Genomic DNA, 18,611 nt, shown 5'->3' on the forward strand with positions numbered 1-18,611 from the left:
CTCGTGATGATGGGGTCTCGTGCGCGCAGGGGTCAGCCGGGTGGCCCATCCGGCTTGTAGCGGAGAACCAGCGTCGCCAGCGGCGGCAGGGTCAGCGTGACCGAGGCCGGCTGGCCGTGCGACGCCGCGTTGGCCGCCTCCACGCGGCCGCCGTTGCCGAGGTTGCTGCCGCCGTAGTAGCCGGCATCGGTATTCAGGCATTCCTCCCAGTCGCCGGCGAACGGCACGCCGAGGCGATACCCCTCGCGCGGCACGGGGGTCATGTTGACCACCACCAGCACCACCTCCTGGCTGTCTGGCGCGGCGCGGCGCAGGTAGGCGAAGACGCTGTTCTGGTGGTCATCGCCGACAATCCACTGGAAGCCCTCGGGCCGGTGATCCAGAGCGTGGAGGGCCGGCAGCTCGCGGTACAGCCGGTTCAGGTCGCGCACCAGCGAGTGCACGCCACGGTGCAGCGGCTGGTCCAGCAGCGGCCAGTCGAGTTCCTCGTCGTGGTTCCACTCGCGCCATTGGGCAAACTCGCCGCCCATGAACAGCAGCTTCTTGCCGGGGTGCGTCCACATGAAGCCGTAGTAGGCGCGCAGGTTGGCAAAGCGCTGCCAGTCGTCGCCGGGTGCCTTGCCGATCATCGACCCCTTGCCGTGCACCACTTCATCGTGCGAAAGCGGCAGCACGAAGGCTTCGGACCACGCGTAGACCAGGCCGAAGGTCAGCTCGTTGTGATGCCAGGGACGGTGGATGGGGTTCTGGCTCAGGTAGCGCAGCGAGTCGTGCATCCAGCCCATGTTCCACTTGAAGTCGAAGCCGAGCCCGCCGGACGCCACGCTGGCCGTTACGCCGGGCCATGCGGTGGATTCCTCGGCGATGGTCAGCGCGCCGGGGCAACGTTCGTGGACGATGGTGTTGAGGTCGCGCAGGAAGGCCACGGCCTCCAGGTTCTCGCGCCCGCCGAAGCGGTTGGGTACCCACTGGCCCGGCTCGCGGCTGTAGTCGCGGTAGAGCATGGACGCCACGGCGTCCACGCGCAGCGCATCGGCATGGAACTGCTCGAGCCAGTGCACCGCCCCCGCCAGCAGGAAGCCGCGCACCTCGTTGCGGCCGAGGTTGTAGATCAGCGTGTTCCAGTCCTGATGGAAGCCTTCGCGCGGGTCCTGGTGCTCGTAGAGCGCCGTGCCGTCGAATTCGGCCAGCCCGTGCGGGTCGGTGGGGAAGTGCGCGGGCACCCAGTCGAGGATCACGCCGATATCGGCCTGATGGCAGCGGTCGACAAAGGCAGCAAACTGTTCCGGCGGGCCGAGCCGCGAGGTGGGCGCGAACAGCGACAGCGGCTGGTAGCCCCAGGAGCCGCCGAACGGGTGCTCGGTGATCGGCAGCAGCTCGATATGCGTGAAGCCGAGATCGCGGATATAGGGCACCAGCCGGTCGGCCAGGATCTCCCAGCCTTGCGCGGTGTCATTGGCGGCGCGCTGCCAGGACATCGCGTGGAGTTCGTAGACGGACATCGGCGCGGCGTAGGGATCGGTGCGGGCGCGCTTGTCCATCCACGCCTGATCGTTCCACTGGAACGGCGGGGCGCCGTGGCCGCGGCAGGCCACCACGGACGCCGTGGCGGGCGGCGGCTCGGTGGCCAGCGCCACCGGGTCGGCCTTGTCCGGCAGGGCATGGCCGTGCGCGCCGATGATGTCGTACTTGTAGCGGCTGCCGCCGTGGGCGCCGAGCGCCTCCGGGATGAACAGCTCCCAGATGCCGGCGCCGTGGCGCAGGCGCATGGGGTGGCGCACCGGGTTCCAGCCATTGAAATCGGCGATGACCGACACGCGCTGGGCGTTGGGCGCCCACACCGCGAAGCGCACGCCGGCTTCGCCATCGACGGTCAGGCATTGCGCGCCGAGGCAGTTGCCGAGTTCGAGGTGGCGGCCTTCGTTGAGCAGGTGCAGGTCCAGATCGCCCAGCAAGAGGCCGAAGGCGTAGGGGTCGGCGCTGCATTGCTCGTTGCCGTCCGGCCAGCGGATCAGCAGGCGGTAGTCGCCCGGCTTTGGCGGCTCCGCGTCGGGCAGGCGGCCGGCGAACACGCCGCCGGGGTGCAGGGCAGTCATCGCGGTCATCGGTGAAGCCGCGGTGATCGGCTTGCCCGCCCGGTCGGCCAGCGAGACCGATTCGGCGCCGGGGGCGATGGCGCGCACCACCACGCCGTGCTCGTCCCGGTGGGGGCCGAGCACGCCGAACGGATCGGCCAGCCGGCCTTGCAGCAGGGCGTCGATCACGGCGTCGGGCAGCGTCGGGGCCGGTTCCATCGTGGCGCTATCAGTTCGTGCCATCGTTGGCTCCCAGCAGCTTGCGGACCAGCCGGGCCAGCCCGCTGGTGGGCAGGTCGATCCATGCCACGCGGTTGGCGGCTTCGTAGCCCACTTCATAGGCGGCGCGCTCAAGCAGGAACAGGTCGAGCAACTGTCCCATCTGCCCAGCTTCTCCAGCTTGGGCCCAGTGCCGCGGCGCGGCCTGCATCGACAGCTGGTAGCAGTGCAGGAACGCCTGGCTGGCAGCGCTGCGGAAGCGCTCCAGCAGCGCCGCGCGGCGCTCCGCCAGCGCGGGCGGCAGCGTGGCGTGGGTGCGCTCGTGGCGGTCCGTGCCCACCGTGGCCGCCGCGTAGTCCAGCGAGCGCAGCAGGCCGGCCACGTCGCGCAGCGGCGAGGTCTTGCGCCGGCGGAAGGCCAGCGGCTGGCGCGGCTCGCCTTCGAAATCGACGATATAGGTGTCGCTCTGGGCGATCAGCACCTGCCCGAAGTGGAAATCGCCGTGGATGCGGGTCTGGAGGCTGCCCGGGGCGGCCTGCGCCAGCCGCGCCACCAGCTTGGGCAGCTTGCCGCGCGCGGCGAGCAGCGTTTCGATATCCGTGGCGAAGGCGCCGGTGGCGTTCTCGCGGCGCGCCTCGAGCAAATCGAGCGCCTCGTTGAGGGACTGCAGCGCGCCCTCGGCCCATTCCTCGGCCTGGGCCTCGGTGGCGGGTTCAGGCGAGAAGGCGGCCTCGTCGGTGGGCTGGGCCAGCACGGCGTGCAGCTCGGCCAGGCGGCGGCCCAGCGTGCCGACCATGGTCGAATAGCCGGCCATGGCCTCGACGAACTCGCCATTGGCGTCTTCGGAGGGCATCGCGTCGTCGATCAGGCGGCTCAGGTAGTCGAGCGTCCAGTCCCAGCCATCGCCCTGATTGAGGATGTAGCCCTGCAGCAGCATCAGCGTATGCGGCGTGCCGTCGGCGCCGGTGCGCACCACCTCGCCCAGCAGCGGCGCGGAGTGCGTGTAGCCGTGGCTGGTCAGGTAGCGCGTCATCTCGGCTTCGGGGTGGATGCCACCCGCCACGCGGCGCACCAGCTTGAGCACGCTGTTGTTGCCGTAGGCCAGCGAGCTGTTCGACTGCTCGGCGGACATCCATTGCACGGGCTGGTCCTCCAGCGTGACGTCGGCCAGCCCGGGCTCGGGCAGGAAGCGGATCACGCCGTGCGGGGTCGGCGCCTCGGTGCCGTCGCGCATGGCCTTGACCACGGCGCGCGCGTAGGCTTCCACCACAAAGCCGTCGGTGGCCACGCCCACGCGGCTGCCCCGGCGCACGCGCGCCATGGACAGGCCGTGCATCAGTTGCGGCATGCCTTCGGTGTTCTCGCGGTCCCACAGCAGCGCCACCGGCAGCTGGTAGCACTCGACGCGGCCCGGCAGGGTCACCTCGACCTCGCAGTGGAACACCTCCTCGTTGTTGCCGACCCGGGCGATCGGCCACGCATAGGCCACGCTCACGCGCTCGATGCGGTCGCCTTTCGAGGCGAACCAGCGCCGGCGCGCGAGGTAGATCGGCAGGACTTCGGTGGTCAGCGCGCGGCGGGCGGACTCGGTGAGCTCCGAGCGGCCAGCGTTGTTCTGGAGCACCAGGGTGATTTGATCGGCCATTTGCTCGGGAGCATCCACGTGCCAGGAAGGCGGCTGGGCGTCCTCGCTCAACACAAACCAGTAGAAACCATACGGCGGCAGCGTGAGCAGGTAGGTCAGCTGGCCGATGGCGGGGAAGGGCGTGGCGCCGAGCATCTCCACCGGCACGCGGCCCTGGAACTGCGAGAGGTCCAGCTCCACCGCCTGCGGCGCGCGCGACAGGTTGGCCACGCACAGCACGTGCTCGCCGTCGAACTCGCGCAGGTAGGCCAGCACCTTGCGGTTGCCGGGGAAGAGGAAGCGCAGCGTGCCGCGCCCGAAGGCGTGATGCTGCCGGCGCAGGGCCAGCATGCGGCGCATCCAGTTCAGCAGCGAGTGCGGGTCGCGGTTCTGGGCCTCCACGTTGACCGCTTCATAGCCGTACAGCGGCCCCTGCAGCGGCGGCAGCACCAGCCGCTCGGGGTCGGCGTGGGAGAAGCCGCCGTTGCGGTCCGGCGACCACTGCATCGGCGTGCGCACGCCGTCGCGGTCGCCGAGGTGGATGTTGTCGCCCATGCCGATCTCGTCGCCGTAGTAGATCACCGGCGTGCCGGGCATCGAGAACAGCAGGCTGTTCATCAGCTCGATGCGGCGGCGGTCGCGCTCCATCAGCGGTGCCAGCCGGCGGCGGATGCCGAGGTTGATGCGCGCGCGGCGGTCGGAGGCGTAGACCTCCCAGAGGTAGTCGCGCTCGCTGCTGGTGACCATCTCCAGCGTCAGTTCGTCGTGGTTGCGCAGGAAAATCGCCCACTGGCAGTTCGGCGGCACCTCGGGGGTCTGGCGCATGATGTCGGTGATCGGGAAGCGGTCTTCCCGGGCGATGGCCATGTACATGCGCGGCATCAGCGGGAAGTGGAAGGCCATGTGGCATTCGTCGCCCACCACGCCGCCGTCCGGGCTGGCCGCGCCGGTGGTGTCGGCCGTGCCGCCCCCGCTCGCGCCGCCGAAGTACTGCTGGGCGTCTTCCGGCCACATATTGGCCTCGGCCAGCAGCAGGCGGCCGGCGTAGCGCTCGTCCAGGTGGCTGCGGATCTTGCGGATGACCTCGTGCGTCTCGGGCAGGTTCTCGTTGGTCGTGCCTTCGCGCTCCACCAGATAGGGCACGGCGTCCAGCCGCAGGCCGTCGATGCCGATATCGAGCCAGAACCGCATCACGCTCAGCACCTCGTTGAGCACCTGCGGGTTGTCGAAGTTCAGGTCCGGCTGGTGCGAATAGAAGCGGTGCCAGAAGTAGGCGCCGGCCTCGGCGTCCCAGCTCCAGTTCGACTTCTCGGTGTCGCAGAAGATGATGCGCGTGCCGGCGTAGGACTGGTCGTTGTCGGACCACACATAGTAGTTGCGGGCCGCCGAGCCGGGCCTGGCCTTGCGCGCGCGCTGGAACCACGGGTGCTGGTCGGAGGTGTGGTTGATCACCAGCTCGGTGATCACGCGCAGCCCGCGCGCGTGGGCCGCCGCAACGAAGCGGCGCGCCTCGGTCAGCGTGCCGTAGTCCGGGTGCACGTTGCGGTAGTCGGCAATGTCGTAGCCGTCGTCGCGGCGCGGCGAGGGATAGAACGGCAGCAGCCAGATCGTGTCCACGCCGAGGTTGACCAGATAGTCCAGCTTGGCCAGCAGCCCCGCGAAGTCGCCGACGCCATCGCCATTGGCGTCATAGAACGACTTGATGTGCAGTTGATAGATGACCGCGTCCTTGTACCAGAGCGGGTCGGCGTTGAGCAGGGCGGCGCTGACGCGGTCGGATGCGCGCTTCATGCCGTATCTCCGGTTTGTTGTTGGGGCCGGACGTGCCACAGCGCGAACGGCAGTTCATGCGGATTCAGGCGGATGCGCTGGGCCTTGCCGGTCCAGGTGAAGCGGCGGCCGGACATCAACTCCTCGGCCTGCAGGGTGCCGTGGTCGGGCAGGCCCCACTCCCACAGCGGCAGTTCGATCGCGGATTCGCGCGGCGCGCGCGGGTCCAGGCTGATGGCCACCAGCAGCACGTCGCTGCCGAAGGTGGGGCCGCTGCCCGGTTTGCCGCCGCCGGGTCCTCCTCCTCCCCCTCCTCCTGCAGGGACACCGGGCTCGGCCGGCACGTAGCGCGCGAAGTACAGCACCGCGTCGTCGCTGGCGTGGTAGAAGCGCACGCCAAGGTGGTCCTGCAGGGCCGGATGGCTGGCGCGGATCTGGTTCAGCCGCGAGATCTCGGCCACGATGTTGCCCGGCTGGTTCCAGTCGCGCACGCGGATCTGGTACTTCTCGGAGTCGAGGTATTCCTCGCGCTCCACGCCGTTCAGCACCAGCGGCGCGCCCTCGCAGACCTCGAAGCCGTTGTACATGCCCCAGAGCCCGGAGAGCAGCGCCGCCAGCGCCGCGCGGATCAGGAACGCCGGGCGGCCACCGTCGTGCAGGAAGTACGGGTTGATATCCGGCGTGTTGACGAAGAAGTGCGGGCGGTAGAACTCGCGCAGCGGGGTCTGCGTCAGTTCGGTCATGTACTCGGTCAGCTCGGCCTTGGTGTTGCGCCAGGTGAAGTAGGTGTACGACTGGGAGAAGCCGAGCTTGGCCAGCCGCGCCATCATCTTGGGCCGCGTGAAGGCCTCGGCCAGGAACAGCGTGTCCGGGTGCTTGGCGCGCACGTCGGCAATCATCCACTCCCAGAACGGCAGCGGCTTGGTGTGCGGGTTGTCCACCCGGAAGATGCGCACGCCCTGGTCGGCCCAGAACATCACCACGTCGCGCAGCGCCTGCCAGAGATGCTCGCCGGCGGGCGGAGGCGCGTAGAAATCGACGTTGACGATGTCCTCGTACTTCTTGGGCGGGTTCTCGGCGTAGCGCAGCGTGCCGTCCGGCCGGTGGGAGAACCACTCGGGATGCTCGCGCAGCCACGGGTGGTCTGGAGAACACTGGATGGCGAAGTCGAGGGCCAGCTCCAGGCCGTGGTCGGCGGCGGCGCGGCGCAGCCGCTGGAAGTCTTCGAACGTGCCGAGCTGCGGGTGCAGGGCATCGTGGCCGCCTTCGGCGCTGCCGATGGCGTAAGGGCTGCCCACGTCGCCCGGCTCGGCCTTGAGGCTGTTGTTGCGGCCCTTGCGGTGCGCCTGGCCGATGGGGTGGATCGGCGGGAAGTAGAGCACGTCGAAGCCCATCGCACGGATGGCCGGCAGCCGGCGGATCACGTCGTCGAAGGTGCCATGGCGGTTCTCGTCGCCGCTTTCCGAGCGCGGGAACAGCTCGTACCAGCTGGCGAAGCGGGCGGCGAGGCGGTCTGCCTCCACCGGCATCACCGTGGGATGGCGGCTGATGAACGGGCGCCCGGCGGGCGTGTCCATGGCGGCGTGCATGGCGGTTCCGGTGCGCGGGGAGAGCAGGATTTCGAGCCGCAGGGCGTCGTCGCCGGCGGCGGCTTTCAGTTCTGCCAGCAGCGCGCCGGCATCGGGGATGGCGCTGCCCTCGGGGGTGTCCAGCGTGGCGGCCACCAGCCGGGCGCCTTCCTCGATCTCCAGCGTCACGTCCACGCCGGCCTTGCGTTTCTTGCCGATCTCGTCGAGCCAGCTCGCGAAGGTATCGCGCCATGCTTCGACAGTGAACTCATGGCGGCCCAGCGCCACGATCGGGAAGCTGCCGCGCCAGCGGTCGTTGATGACGGGTTCCATTGGCGAGGCATGCCAGACCTGCTCGCCCGGCGCGCGCCACAGCACGGCGGCGGCAAGCTTGTCGTGGCCGTCCATCCAGATATCGGCGGTGACCTCCACGCGCTCGCCCACCGTGCGGCGCACGGCAAAGCGGCCGTGGTCGGCTGTGGGGGCCAGGTTCTCGATGGCGACGCGCGGCGCCTGCATGGCGGTGGCCAGGTCGCGGTCGATGGCCTTGCGGTGATTGCCATTGCCATTGCCGCTGCCATTGCCGCTGCCATTGCGGCGCGCGCGGGGCTGCGCGCTGACCGGCAGCGCTTCATACAGGCGGATATCGGCAGGCGCCAGGGTGATGGTCGCGCTGGGGTCGAGCTGGTTGGCGGCGTGTAGCGTGCCGCCGGGGCCGCCATCGGCGGATCGCAGCGTGGCGGCGGCCTGCGGCAGCGCACTCAGCACGCGGTCCGCGCCGAACGAGGCCGGCTCGATCGGGCTGGGGTTCAGCACCACGGTCAGCGCGCTGGGGCCGGTGGCGCCATTGGAGCCATTGGAGCCATTAGCGAGGTGGCGCGGCAGGCGGGCCAGCACGGTCAGGGGGGCGTCCGGGCCGCTGACCTGCCGGACCGCGACGGCCGGCGCGGGATCGCGCGCGGCCAGCCACGCGTTGCACTGGATCAGCTCGTGGGTGAGGTCGTAGGGGGCATCGACGATGTCATCGGGATGGCCATCGGACTGTGCTTCGGGGGCGCTCCCTTGGGCGCCGGTCTCGAAGCCGGCGGGCACCATCAGCCCGTCGCCAATGGCGGCGGCGGTCCACAGCGCGCGGCGGGCGGCCAGCACGTCAGTGCCATCGGGCGCCAGCGCGGGTGCGGCCAGCACGCGGCCGAAGGGGCGCAGGCGCGCCATCTCCTCGGTCAGCCACGCGCTGCGGTAGTCCCACCACGGGAGCGAGCAGAACGCGCCGTCGAACGGGGCGAGGGCCAGGTCGGCCAGCTGTTGCGGATGGGTGCCGGGGGTGAAGGCGAGGAACACGGGATCGCCGCCGTTCTTGCTGCTGCCCCGCCCGGCGGTCTCGATGATCTCTGCCCAATGCCGGCCCGGCACGCGCGATGGCGCGCGGCAGCAGAAGCCGGCAGCGCCGGCATCGATCGCTTCGCGGATCTGGGCGCTCCACCATGCCACCAGGGCGGGGGCGAGCCCCTCGTCGTACCAGCGCAGCCGCACGCCGGGCAGGTGGCTGTCCGTGGCGTCCGGGCTGCCGGCGGGGCGGGCATGGTCCACCCAGCCATCGTGCATGGCCGCCGCCTCAGCGGGAAAGCGGTCCAGGGAGAGATCGAGCAGGGGAAGCAGCCCATGTGACCGGCACGCCGCAAAGGTCGATGCCAGGAGGTCGGGGCGGATATGTGGGATGGCCCAGCCGGCCAGCAATACATGGTCGAAACCGAGTGTGGCGGTGCGCGCGAGCGTTTCCGGGTCCACCGTTCGGGAATCGGTCAGGTTCAGTTGGCAGATTCGCACGTGACAGGTCCTTGGCCGTGGCGCCACCTGCGCGCCGATTCAGACCCGGCACGCGAAGGCTGTGCCAACGCGGCGGGGTCGGGGGGCGCGCGGGCCGGGAACTGCGGTGCAGCAAGGGCAGGGGGCCGATGCGTCCGGCCGCGCGTCCGGACCGTATATGTAAGAAATACACGGTGGCCGGCGGATGTAAAGTAAGGAATACGGCTTTCGCGAAATCCGATGGGGCGGAAGGCTATCGATAAATGATGGCGATAATCGGCATTCCGGCGGGAAGTAAATCGGCAAAAAAATCCCCGCCAAGCGGCGGGGACGATTTTCAGCGGGTGCCGGGCCATTATCCCGCCCGATAGACATCCAGCCGGTTATAGAGCGTCTTCAGGCTGATGCCAAGCGCCTTGGCGGCCTGTCGCTTGTCGCCGTCGAAGCGCGCCAGCGTGGCCAGGATAATCTCCCGCTGGGTATCGGCCAGGGTCGTTCCCACCCGCACGCTGACCACGCCATCGACGGTAGTGGGGCGCATCGGCTGGCTGGAGAGATTGGGATTGCCGATTTCCACGAGTTTATCGGCCAGAATATAGGCGCGATAAACGGAATTCTTGAGTTCGCGCACATTGCCGGGCCAGTCATAGCGCACCAGCCGCTCCAGCGTGCTGGCCGAAAATGCCTTCTCGGTCTGTTCCATGGCGTTGAATTCGGCCAGGAAATGCCGCGCCAGCGGGACGATGTCTTCGGTGCGTTCACGCAGCGGTGGAATATGGAGCGGGAAGACCGCCAGCCGGTACAGCAGGTCCTCGCGCAACTGGCCGTCGCGCACGGCTTCCATGGGGTCGCGGTTGGTGGCAGCCAGGATGCGGACGTCGCTCACCAGCAGGGTATCGCCGCCCACGCGGTGGAAGTTGCGGCTCTCCAGCACGCGCAGCAACTTGATCTGCATCTCCACCGGCATTTCGGTAACTTCGTCGAGGAACAGCGTACCGCCCTGAGCCTGCTCGAAGTAGCCGGCCTTCTGCTCCAGCGCGCCCGTGAAGCCGCCTTTCTCGTGCCCGAACAGCTCCGATTCGATCAGCGTGGGGGCGATGGCGCCGCAGTTCACCGCCACGAACGGGCCGCCGGCGCGGCTGCTGCGTTCATGCACGGCCCGCGCCACCACTTCCTTGCCGCTGCCGCTCTCGCCCACGGCGAGCATCGTCACGTCCGTTGCCGCCACCCGGTTGAGCTGGGTGATCAGCCGCTGCATGGCTGGCGCGGTACTCTCCCAGAGCAGGGAAACCTGCCCGGGCGCGGCACGGCGGCCCGGCGCGCGCGGCGGGGGCGCCGAGGAACGTGCGGAAGGAAGCGTCGCGGTGGTTGACACGGGTGGCAGTGTGGCCGCCTGCGCCCGCCATCCCAGGAAAGTGGGGGAAGGGGGCCGACGGCATCGGATTGGTCATTGATGCTTTAATGCTAACTGGTCGCGTTACGGGTGGCTACCGCCCAAGGCCCCGTCGCGGAAAGGTCCGACACCTGTGTCAGACGGACACCGGCATATCGGCCAAGAGGCTGTGGCTAGACTTCAGCCTATCTTGCGGCCTGTGCCGCCCGTTGCACGGCGAGACCTTTGCCAACCTTAGCCAGACCTTTGCGAGACCTTTGCCAGGCGGTTTGTCATCGCGGCAGCGCCGCACAACCACTCCGCATCCACCGAATCGAAAGGCCAACGGGCCCATGAGAATCAGACTCCGGACCGATTTCCGACAGGAATCCCGCGCCAACGGACCCCAGCGCAGCCTATGCCACACATCCTGATCGTAGACGACGACGAAAACGCTTGCGCGGCGCTGGCAGAAATTGTCGCGATCGAGGGGTTTTCCTCCGCCACCGCCGGCAACCTGCGCGAGGCGCGCCTCCAGATTGGCTGGCGCATGCCCGATGCGGTGCTGGCCGACCTGCGCCTGCCCGATGGCAGCGGCATGGAGCTGTTCGAGGAAGTGGGCTCGTCCGGCGTGGAAGTCATCCTGACCACCGGCTACGCCAGCGTGGAGAGCGCCGTGGAGGCGCTGCGCCTGGGCGCCACCGACTACCTCGTCAAGCCGATCAACGTCACGCGGCTCCAGACCGTCCTCAAGCGCATTGCCACTACCGGCGAGCTGAAGGCGGAAATCCATTCGCTGCGCGGCGAGTTGCGCCGCTACGGGCGCTTTGGCCGGCTGCTGGGCAGTTCCGAAGCCATGCAGGCGGTCTACGACCAACTGAGCAAGGTTGGCCCGACCGAGGCCACCGTGCTGCTGATTGGCGAGAGCGGCACGGGCAAGGAACTGGCGGCGCAGACCGTGCACGAGCTGTCCGCGCGCCGGCGCCAGCCGTTCCTGGCCGTGAACTGCGGCGCGATCTCGCCCACGCTGATCGAAACCGAGATGTTCGGCCATGAGCGCGGCAGCTTCACCGGCGCCGATCGCCAGCACAAGGGCTATTTCGAACGCGCCGACGGCGGCACGCTGTTCCTGGACGAAATTACCGAGATGCCGCTGGAGCTGCAGGTAAAGCTGCTGCGCGTGCTCGAGACCGGCACCTTCATGCGCGTGGGCACCAACCGCGAGCAGCACGCCGATGTGCGCGTGCTGGCCGCCACCAACCGCAACCCCGAGGAAGCCGTGGCCGAGGGCAAGCTGCGCGCCGACCTGTACCACCGGCTCAACGTGTTTCCGATCGAGCTGCCGCCGCTGCGCGCGCGCGGCGACGACGTGGTGCAGATCGCCAACACCATGCTGGAACAGCTGAACGGCGAGCAGGGCACCCAGCGGCGCTTTTCGGCGAGTGTGCTGGAGAGCCTGCGCATGCACGCCTGGCCCGGCAATGTGCGCGAGCTGCGCAACTTCGTGCAGCGCGCCTACATCATGGCCGACCAGGATGTGATTACCGAGGTACAGATTCCGCTGCAAGTGGCGGCGGCGCCCTCGGCCGGCACGGCGGTTGTGTCGGTGCCGGTGGGCATGTCCCTGGCCGAGGCGGACCGCCAGCTGATCTTCGCCACGCTGGAGCAGTGCTCGGGCGTGAAGAAGCACGCGGCGGAGATTCTGGGTATCAGTTTGAAGACTTTGTACAACCGGCTGGAAGACTATGCCGCCAAGGGCGAACTGCCCGAATGGCTGCGCGCGTCCCGTAATGGCGACTCCGGCCCGCCCGCTGCCTCGTAAGGGCGGGCGCTGGCAGGGTGGTGACAGGAAATCCGCAGCGCCGGGCTTGCCGGTGCATGGTTCTTGCATGAAGACCGCTTTGGCGGATTCCTTTCGATTGACACGCTCTGACTGAGCTGACCTGAAGATGGCCATGGCCGACGCACCCAGCCCCACTCCACAACCCTCGCACGACCGCGCCGCCGGGGACCTCGCGTTCCCGGCCGTGCGCAGTATCGCCGAGGTGGCCGCGCTGATCGAGCAGGCGTCCCATGATTTGCGCTCGTCACTGAACGCGATCCAGAGCTGGGGCTACGTGCTGGACCGCTCCATCGACACCCCGGCAGCCCCGGCGCAGCGCGCGCTCGACGGCATCCGTTCCGGCATGCAGCAGCAGCTGGCGCTGATCGAGGAAATGGAGGAGGCCGTGCGCCTGCTGGCCGACGAGCGCAAGCCGGAATGGGAAACCACGGACCTGCGCGCGGCCGCGGAGGAAGCCATGGCGGACAAGCGCGCGGCGGCCGAAGCACGCGGCGTGATCCTGGCCTCGCTGGAATGCCAGAGCCCGGGCGGGGCGGACTTCTGCGTGCAGGGCGACGGGCTGCGCCTGGCGCCGCTGCTGCGCCATCTGCTGATCCATTGCATCTGGCGCGCGCCGGCCGGCGGATCGGTGCGTGTGCACCTGGTGGCCGAGGCCGACTACGTGAAATTCCGCATCTCCGAGAGCCCGCCGCTGGACCGCTCGCGCGGGGCCTCCCGGCTGGCGGTGCTGACCGACTTCTTCGGGCGCAGCGTGGCCGAAGCCGGTGCCCACTCGCCCCGGCAGAGCACGGCGCTGCTGCTCACGCGGCGCATGGTGGAACTGCAGGGCGCCCAGCTGACTGCCGAGAACGATAACTGCGACGCCGACAACGTCAGCGTCTGCATCGCCGTGCGCATTCCGCGCCGGCCGGCCGTCTGACCCTTAGTCGTTCTGCCGCTCTGCCGCATTCCGGCATTTTTTACCGCATCCAGCACAATCTGCACCCATCCGCCCCCTTTCCGCCGCCTGAAAAAGCGGCGGCAATGACGCCTGGCGCGCGCTGGCCGCAGCCCTTTCAGGTGACCCACCCGCTGGCCCAGCGTTTGCATGGTTATCCGTGGAGCCCCGCCATGAGGGGACCCGAACTCGATACCCAACAGGAGAGATGCCATGCAGAAAGCCCACGCTTCCAAGGGATCGCAGAACCCCTTCCCCACGGCTGCCAATCATCCTGCAGCGCCTGCCATCACCGGCGCCGAGAAGGCGGATGGCAAGCACGAGAAGGACAAGCCCAAAAAGAAGACCTATCAGGCCGCCGTGGACGATTCGCTCGACATGACGTTCCCGGCCAGCGACCCGATTTCACCGAGCGCGGCGTTGCATGCCGAGAAAAAGACCACCACCAGGCGTGATGACGTGGACTGGACCCTGAAGAAGGGTAGCGAGCACCAGGTGGCCAGCGGCAAGGCTGCCGCTGAACGGAAGGGCGCCAGCGACAAGGCGGGCAAGTCCGGCAAGGCTGGCAAGTCCGGCAAATCCGCCCAATCCGCCCCCAAGGACAAGAGCACGGCCAAGTCCGGCAAGAAGTAGCCTGAATCACAAGCGGCCCCCTGCCTTTGGGGTGGCCGCTTGTGATTCTTCGTGCGCCCTGGCACATCTGTACCGCATCAACGCTTTGAACGGAGCATCCGTATGTCTACGATCATCGCAGGACGATTCGATACGTTTGACCACGCAGAGACCGCCGCCGCCCGCTTGCGGGCCAAGGGGGTGAGCGAGCAGGACCTCAGTCTGTTCTATGTGAACCCGGCCGGCCAGCATGCCACGTACCCGATCGGGGGCGACCAGGCGGTGGACCCGGCGGCCCGACAGTCCGGCAAGGGTGCCGGACGGGGCCTGATGATTGGCGCGGCGCTGGGCGCGGCCGTGGGGATCTGCCTGGCCGCCGCCGTGCGCGCGTGGTTCGCCACGCCGCCGCAGCCCTGGGTGATCGTGCTGACGCTGGCGATTGCCACGGGCGTGGGCGCCTATGGCGGGTCGCTGATGGGTGCGCTGTCGATGACGAGCGCCGGCAAGCGCGATCCGCGCACCGGCGAGGTTCGCATGCGGCACGCCGGCGTGCTGCTGGCCGCGCACGTCTCGCCGGATAACACGGCGCTGGTGGCCAACGAATTGCGGCAGGGCGGCGCGGCAGACGTCGAGCGTGCCGAAGGCCAGTGGCGCGATGGCCGCTGGGAAGATTTCGATCCGTTGGCGCCGCCGGTGCCGGCGGGTCCGTTGGTCGGGGAAGATTCAGCTCGCGCGCGGCAGCAGTAGTAGGCGTAGGCGTAGGCACCGCGCGGTTTTTTTATCACCATGCCTTTCACCCCTTCACAAGAGGAGCAGCCATGCATCGCATAGACAACACGCCAGAACCGCCCGGCATGCCGCCCAGCGGGCCCGGAGCGAAGGGCGCAGCCATCATCGGCGGGGCGGAGCAGCACAGTGCCGGCCCGGGACCGTTCGTGATGGCGTCCGATACGCTCGAGGGCAACAAGGTGGTGGACCCTTCGGGCGAGGAGATCGGCACTATCGACCACATCATGCTCGACGTGCTGGGCGGCCGCATCGCCTATGCGGTGCTGGCGATGGGCGGCTTCCTCGGCATTGGCGAGAAACTGCACGCCCTGCCGTGGTCGGCGCTGACGCTGGACACGCGGCGCAAGTGCTTCGTGCTGGGCGTGGAGCGCGAACGCATCAAGGCGGCGCCGGGTTTCGACAAGGAGCACTGGCCGACCATGGCGAACTCGCAGTGGGCCACCACGATCCACGAGTACTACGGCATTTCGCCGTACTGGGAGAAGGATCGGTACGATCCGTGGGCTTGAGGCCCAATCGAACAAAGCCGGCGCCCGAGGGCGCCGGTTTTTCGTTGCGCGGAGGAGGGGCTCAGACCGGCTCAGACCGGCTTCAGACCTTGTGGTTGACCTGCCCCGAGGGTTTGCTCGACGGATCGGCGCGCATGCCGCTGGCCGCAGGCTGTCCGGCAGGCTCCGGGGGCGGCGGTACCCGCGTGCTGAGCTGGTTCGACACACCGAGAATGCCCGGTGGCGTGGCGGCGGCTTTCTCAAGCCGTTGCGACAGGTCGATGTCCTCCACGCGGCCCGTGAGCGTGACGCGCCGGTCTACCACGTGCACGGCCACGCCATCGGGCATGTCGCCGCCGCACGCTTCGGCGATGCATGTGCCCACGCGTTCGCGCAGCAATTCGTCGTCTTCGTCTGGACTGGTCCGGGCGGTGTCCTGGGTTTCGGTCTGCATGGCGCTTCCTTTCACTGGGTAACAAGAGTCCTGCATGGGCGTGCGACGCAATCGGCATGCCTGCGGCGCCGCATCGGAGGCGCCGCCCAAGCCGGCGCTGTCTTGTAAAAACGACGCGTCACAACGCGCTGACAGCCTTGTAGGACACCGCCGCCTGATCGGGCCACGGTCCGCTCTCTACAATGTAGACAGTCATGTGTTTCCGCAGGAGCCTTTCATGAAGCAGCACCGGATCATGCATCTGTTCGATCACTTCGCCGGCGCCGCTACGCGCCATGCGGGCTCGCCGGCGGCCTTCGTGCTGGCTCTGCTGGTGGTAGTGATCTGGGCCGTGACCGGCCCGATCTTCGGCTATTCGGAGACCTGGCAGCTGGTCATCAACACCGGCACCACGATCATCACCTTCCTGATGGTGTTCCTGATCCAGCAGAGTCAGAACAAGGACTCGATGGCGGTGCACCTGAAGCTGAACGAGTTGCTGGCGTCGAGCAAGCCGGCGAGCAACCATCTGATCTCGATCGAGGAACTCGACGAGGACGAGTTGCGGCAACTGGTGCTGTTCTATCGCCATCTGGCCGAGTTGGCGGACCGGGAGGGCGGGGTGAAGTGCAGCCACTCCCTGGACGACGCCAACGAAAACCACGCCGCGAAACGGCGCGCGCGGCACGCGGCACGTGAATCGGGTGCCGCCCACGCCGATGCCGAGCCCGCCACCTAGCTGGCATGGATCTGGCTCCACATTCCTGGCACGTCTGTTCCCTGAGGAGACCATTTTGGCCACCCCGGCAACTCCGAATCCAGCAGTTTCGACGACATCCTCCGAGCCGGCGCCGCTGGCCCAGCCACGCGAGGTGCGCGTAGTGGTCTATGGGCGCGCCGATTGCGACGACCCGGCTAGCCATCCGGGCACCACGCTGCGGAACATCGCGGAGCGCGTGGCGGCACTGGCTGGCTTCCGCTACGCGGGCAGCTACGACGCCGTGACCCACGGCGCCGCGACGGACCGCCTCTACTTCGTGCCCGCCGACACGCTGACCGGCATCGACAGCGCGCACCAGCTCGGCATCGCCAGCCTGCACGACCTGCTCGGTGGCGTGGTGCCGCACGATTTCGTTGGCACGAAGGCGATTTCCCACGGGTTGGTTGCGCCCGATGCCAGGGCCCCGGAGGGCTGGAGCCAAGACTTCGGCGCGCGCATCGAGCCGTACGTCTTGCCGGGCTACACCGCGTTCTCGGTGGAGGATGCGCGGCGGGCCGGGCAGGCCATGCTGGGGGGGGGCAAGGTTCGCGTGAAGGAGCCGCGCGGCATCGGCGGACTCGGCCAGCAGGTGGTGGCGAACGCCGCCGAACTCGACGCCGCACTGGCGGCGCTGGACGCCCGGCAGATCGAGCGCGAAGGGCTGGTGCTCGAACGCAACCTCGAGGACGTGACCACCTTCAGCGTCGGGCAAGTGGAAGTGGGGGACCTGCGCGCGAGCTATTGCGGCACCCAGGGCCTCACCCGCAACCACGCCGGCGAACTGGTCTATGGCGGCTCCACGTTGCGCGTGGTGCGGGGCTCGCTGGAAGACCTGTGCGCGCATCCGATCGAGGCGCATCTGCGCGAGGCCGTGCAGGCCGCGCTGGCCTATCACGCCGCCGCGGTGGCGTGCTATCCGGGCACGATGGTCTCCCGCTGCAACTACGACGTGGCGATGGGCACCGACAACGGCCGGCAGCGGCTGGGCGTGCTCGAACAGTCCTGGCGCGTGGGCGGCGCCACCGGGGCCGAACTGGCCGCGCTGGCGGCGTTCCAGGCCGACCCCCAATGCGTGAGGGCCACCGCCAGCACGCGCGAGATCTATGGCACCGACGTACCCGTGCCGCCCGGCGCGGACGTCTATTACCAGGGAGAAGACCGCAACGTCGGCCCGTTGACGAAGTATGCAATTCTGGAGTCCAGTTCTGATGGCCACACATGAGGAATCGTTACAGATCCATACCGATGGCGGCACCATCGCCGGCACGCTGATCACGCCGGCCACCAAGCTCCCCGGCGTGTTGTTCGTGCACGGGTGGGGCGGCAGCCAGCAGCAATACCTGGCGCGCGCGCGCGAGGTGGCCGGTCTGGGCTGCGTCTGCATGACTTTCGACCTGACCGGTCACGCCGGTACCGCCGCGCAATACGAAACCGTCAGCCGCATGCGCAACCTGGCCGATGTGCTGGCTGCCTATGACGTGCTGGTGCGGCACCCCGAGGTAGACCGCAATGCCATCGCCGTGGTGGGCAGCAGTTACGGCGGCTACCTTGCCGCCGTACTCTGCGAACTGCGCCCGGTGCGCTGGCTGGCCCTGCGCGCCCCGGCGCTCTACATGGATAGCGGATGGGAGTCGCCCAAGCGGCAGCTGCACCACGACCAGGATCTGGTGGCCTACCGGCGCAAGGTGGTGGCCCCCGATACCAACCGGGCGCTGCGCGCCTGCACCAACTTCAAAGGCGATGTGCTGGTGGTGGAATCCCAGCATGACAACATCGTGCCCCACGCGGCGGTACTCAGCTACGTGGACGCCTGCTGCGAGGCCTGGTCGATCACTTACCGGATACTGAAAGGCGCCGACCACGGTCTTTCGACGGAAGACCACCAGCGCGCCTACGGCAAGCTGCTGGTGGGATGGCTGCGCGAGATGGTGACCGAAGCGCGTACCGGCCCGGCGGTGGCGCCGCCCCGGCCGAGTGCATCCTCCACCGTCAAGGCGACGTCGACCCCATCCCCCGAATTCACGGTAGCGCGGCAAAAGCCACCCCCGCCGCGGGCCGATGCCGGCCTGGCACCCGATGAGGACGACAACGAGACCGCCGTGGCGGCTGGCGATGCCGATGACGAGAACGATCCGCAGGTGATTGCGGCGTCGGCGCCATCGACCCGCAAGTAGCCCCGGGGCGTCCCGCGAAGATCGCTTTGTAGCGATTGCAGGTCGTGTGGTTTCTGCCAGACGCGCCGGAATTTTTTGCAATAGCCGTGTAAGTGGCCGCGTCTGAAGCGGCTATCGGCTGGCATGCCTTGTGCGTTGGCG

At 68.5% G+C, this 18,611-nt stretch carries 13 protein-coding genes; 8 read left to right on the forward strand and 5 right to left on the reverse strand.

Annotation, left to right across the window (positions count from 1 at the left end; genetic code table 11):
• Nucleotides 1–32: 32 nt before the first annotated feature.
• The 4 genes from glgB to SB751_RS11660 form a co-directional block, all read right to left on the reverse strand.
• A complete protein-coding gene (gene glgB / locus SB751_RS11645; protein WP_244844738.1) occupies nt 33–2,318 on the reverse strand; it encodes a 1,4-alpha-glucan branching protein GlgB in 2,286 nt (761 codons plus the stop codon).
• Nucleotides 2,305–5,709: a maltose alpha-D-glucosyltransferase gene (gene treS / locus SB751_RS11650; protein ID WP_144196859.1), complete on the reverse strand. Its 3,405-nt coding sequence runs from the start codon at nt 5,707–5,709 to the stop codon at nt 2,305–2,307. The genes glgB and treS overlap by 14 nt, the downstream gene beginning before the upstream one ends.
• Nucleotides 5,706–9,083 (reverse strand): alpha-1,4-glucan--maltose-1-phosphate maltosyltransferase, encoded by a 3,378-nt coding sequence (locus SB751_RS11655; protein ID WP_410748067.1) that lies wholly within the window; start codon nt 9,081–9,083, stop codon nt 5,706–5,708. The genes treS and SB751_RS11655 overlap by 4 nt, the downstream gene beginning before the upstream one ends.
• A 334-nt stretch (nt 9,084–9,417) precedes the next feature.
• Nucleotides 9,418–10,437, reverse strand: a complete 1,020-nt coding sequence (locus SB751_RS11660) for a sigma-54 interaction domain-containing protein (protein ID WP_144196861.1) — start codon at nt 10,435–10,437, stop codon at nt 9,418–9,420.
• A 415-nt stretch (nt 10,438–10,852) separates the two neighbouring features.
• On the opposite strand from SB751_RS11660, the gene SB751_RS11665 reads away from it, so the two are divergent.
• The 5 genes from SB751_RS11665 to SB751_RS11685 all read left to right on the forward strand — a co-directional run bounded on the left by SB751_RS11665 (nt 10,853) and on the right by SB751_RS11685 (nt 15,124).
• A complete protein-coding gene (locus SB751_RS11665) occupies nt 10,853–12,256 on the forward strand; it encodes a sigma-54-dependent transcriptional regulator (protein WP_144196862.1) in 1,404 nt (467 codons plus the stop codon).
• A gap of 133 nt (nt 12,257–12,389) precedes the next feature.
• The gene (locus SB751_RS11670; protein ID WP_244844740.1) at nt 12,390–13,196 is read left to right on the forward strand and encodes a sensor histidine kinase; all 807 of its coding nucleotides are present in this window, start codon (nt 12,390–12,392) and stop codon (nt 13,194–13,196) included.
• A 231-nt stretch (nt 13,197–13,427) separates the two neighbouring features.
• Complete coding sequence (locus SB751_RS11675; RefSeq protein WP_410748068.1) at nt 13,428–13,847, forward strand: hypothetical protein; 420 nt, start codon at nt 13,428–13,430, stop codon at nt 13,845–13,847.
• A gap of 102 nt (nt 13,848–13,949) precedes the next feature.
• Nucleotides 13,950–14,573 carry a hypothetical protein gene (locus SB751_RS11680; RefSeq protein WP_211943282.1) on the forward strand — a complete coding sequence of 208 codons (624 nt, stop codon included), beginning with the start codon at nt 13,950–13,952 and terminating at the stop codon, nt 14,571–14,573.
• 107 nt (nt 14,574–14,680) lie between these two features.
• Nucleotides 14,681–15,124 carry a PRC-barrel domain-containing protein gene (locus tag SB751_RS11685; protein WP_377731621.1) on the forward strand — a complete coding sequence of 148 codons (444 nt, stop codon included), beginning with the start codon at nt 14,681–14,683 and terminating at the stop codon, nt 15,122–15,124.
• Between the two features lie 82 nt (nt 15,125–15,206).
• Here SB751_RS11685 and SB751_RS11690 read toward each other — a convergent pair whose 3' ends face one another.
• Complete coding sequence (locus tag SB751_RS11690; RefSeq protein WP_144196865.1) at nt 15,207–15,557, reverse strand: BON domain-containing protein; 351 nt, start codon at nt 15,555–15,557, stop codon at nt 15,207–15,209.
• Nucleotides 15,558–15,774: 217 nt separating this feature from the next.
• Here SB751_RS11690 and SB751_RS11695 point away from each other — a divergent pair, with 217 nt between their 5' ends.
• Genes SB751_RS11695 through SB751_RS11705 form a run of 3 tightly spaced genes read left to right on the forward strand, consistent with a single transcriptional unit; the run spans nt 15,775 to nt 18,470 of the window.
• Nucleotides 15,775–16,275: a low affinity iron permease family protein gene (locus SB751_RS11695; RefSeq protein WP_144196866.1), complete on the forward strand. Its 501-nt coding sequence runs from the start codon at nt 15,775–15,777 to the stop codon at nt 16,273–16,275.
• Nucleotides 16,276–16,330: 55 nt separating this feature from the next.
• Nucleotides 16,331–17,518 carry a DUF3182 family protein gene (locus SB751_RS11700; RefSeq protein WP_244844744.1) on the forward strand — a complete coding sequence of 396 codons (1,188 nt, stop codon included), beginning with the start codon at nt 16,331–16,333 and terminating at the stop codon, nt 17,516–17,518.
• Nucleotides 17,505–18,470, forward strand: coding sequence for an alpha/beta hydrolase family protein (locus SB751_RS11705; RefSeq protein WP_144196867.1), 966 nt, complete (start codon nt 17,505–17,507; stop codon nt 18,468–18,470). The genes SB751_RS11700 and SB751_RS11705 overlap by 14 nt, the downstream gene beginning before the upstream one ends.
• The last annotated feature ends 141 nt before the right edge of the window (nt 18,471–18,611 follow it).

Origin of the sequence: Cupriavidus sp. SIMBA_020, from assembly GCF_046535395.1 — a bacterium.
Taxonomy (GTDB): Bacteria; Pseudomonadota; Gammaproteobacteria; order Burkholderiales; family Burkholderiaceae; genus Cupriavidus; species Cupriavidus campinensis.

What these genes read in the sequence shown, in the direction of transcription:
- SB751_RS11690 (WP_144196865.1), bottom strand. Translation starts at nt 15,557, where the DNA reads ATGCAGACCGAAACCCAGGACACCGCCCGGACCAGTCCAGACGAAGAC.
- SB751_RS11675 (WP_410748068.1), top strand. Translation starts at nt 13,428, where the DNA reads ATGCAGAAAGCCCACGCTTCCAAGGGATCGCAGAACCCCTTCCCCACG.
- SB751_RS11695 (WP_144196866.1), top strand. Translation starts at nt 15,775, where the DNA reads ATGAAGCAGCACCGGATCATGCATCTGTTCGATCACTTCGCCGGCGCC.
- SB751_RS11670 (WP_244844740.1), top strand. Translation starts at nt 12,390, where the DNA reads ATGGCCGACGCACCCAGCCCCACTCCACAACCCTCGCACGACCGCGCC.
- treS (WP_144196859.1), bottom strand. Translation starts at nt 5,709, where the DNA reads ATGAAGCGCGCATCCGACCGCGTCAGCGCCGCCCTGCTCAACGCCGAC.
- SB751_RS11680 (WP_211943282.1), top strand. Translation starts at nt 13,950, where the DNA reads ATGTCTACGATCATCGCAGGACGATTCGATACGTTTGACCACGCAGAG.
- SB751_RS11665 (WP_144196862.1), top strand. Translation starts at nt 10,853, where the DNA reads ATGCCACACATCCTGATCGTAGACGACGACGAAAACGCTTGCGCGGCG.
- glgB (WP_244844738.1), bottom strand. Translation starts at nt 2,318, where the DNA reads ATGGCACGAACTGATAGCGCCACGATGGAACCGGCCCCGACGCTGCCC.
- SB751_RS11705 (WP_144196867.1), top strand. Translation starts at nt 17,505, where the DNA reads ATGGCCACACATGAGGAATCGTTACAGATCCATACCGATGGCGGCACC.
- SB751_RS11685 (WP_377731621.1), top strand. Translation starts at nt 14,681, where the DNA reads ATGCCGCCCAGCGGGCCCGGAGCGAAGGGCGCAGCCATCATCGGCGGG.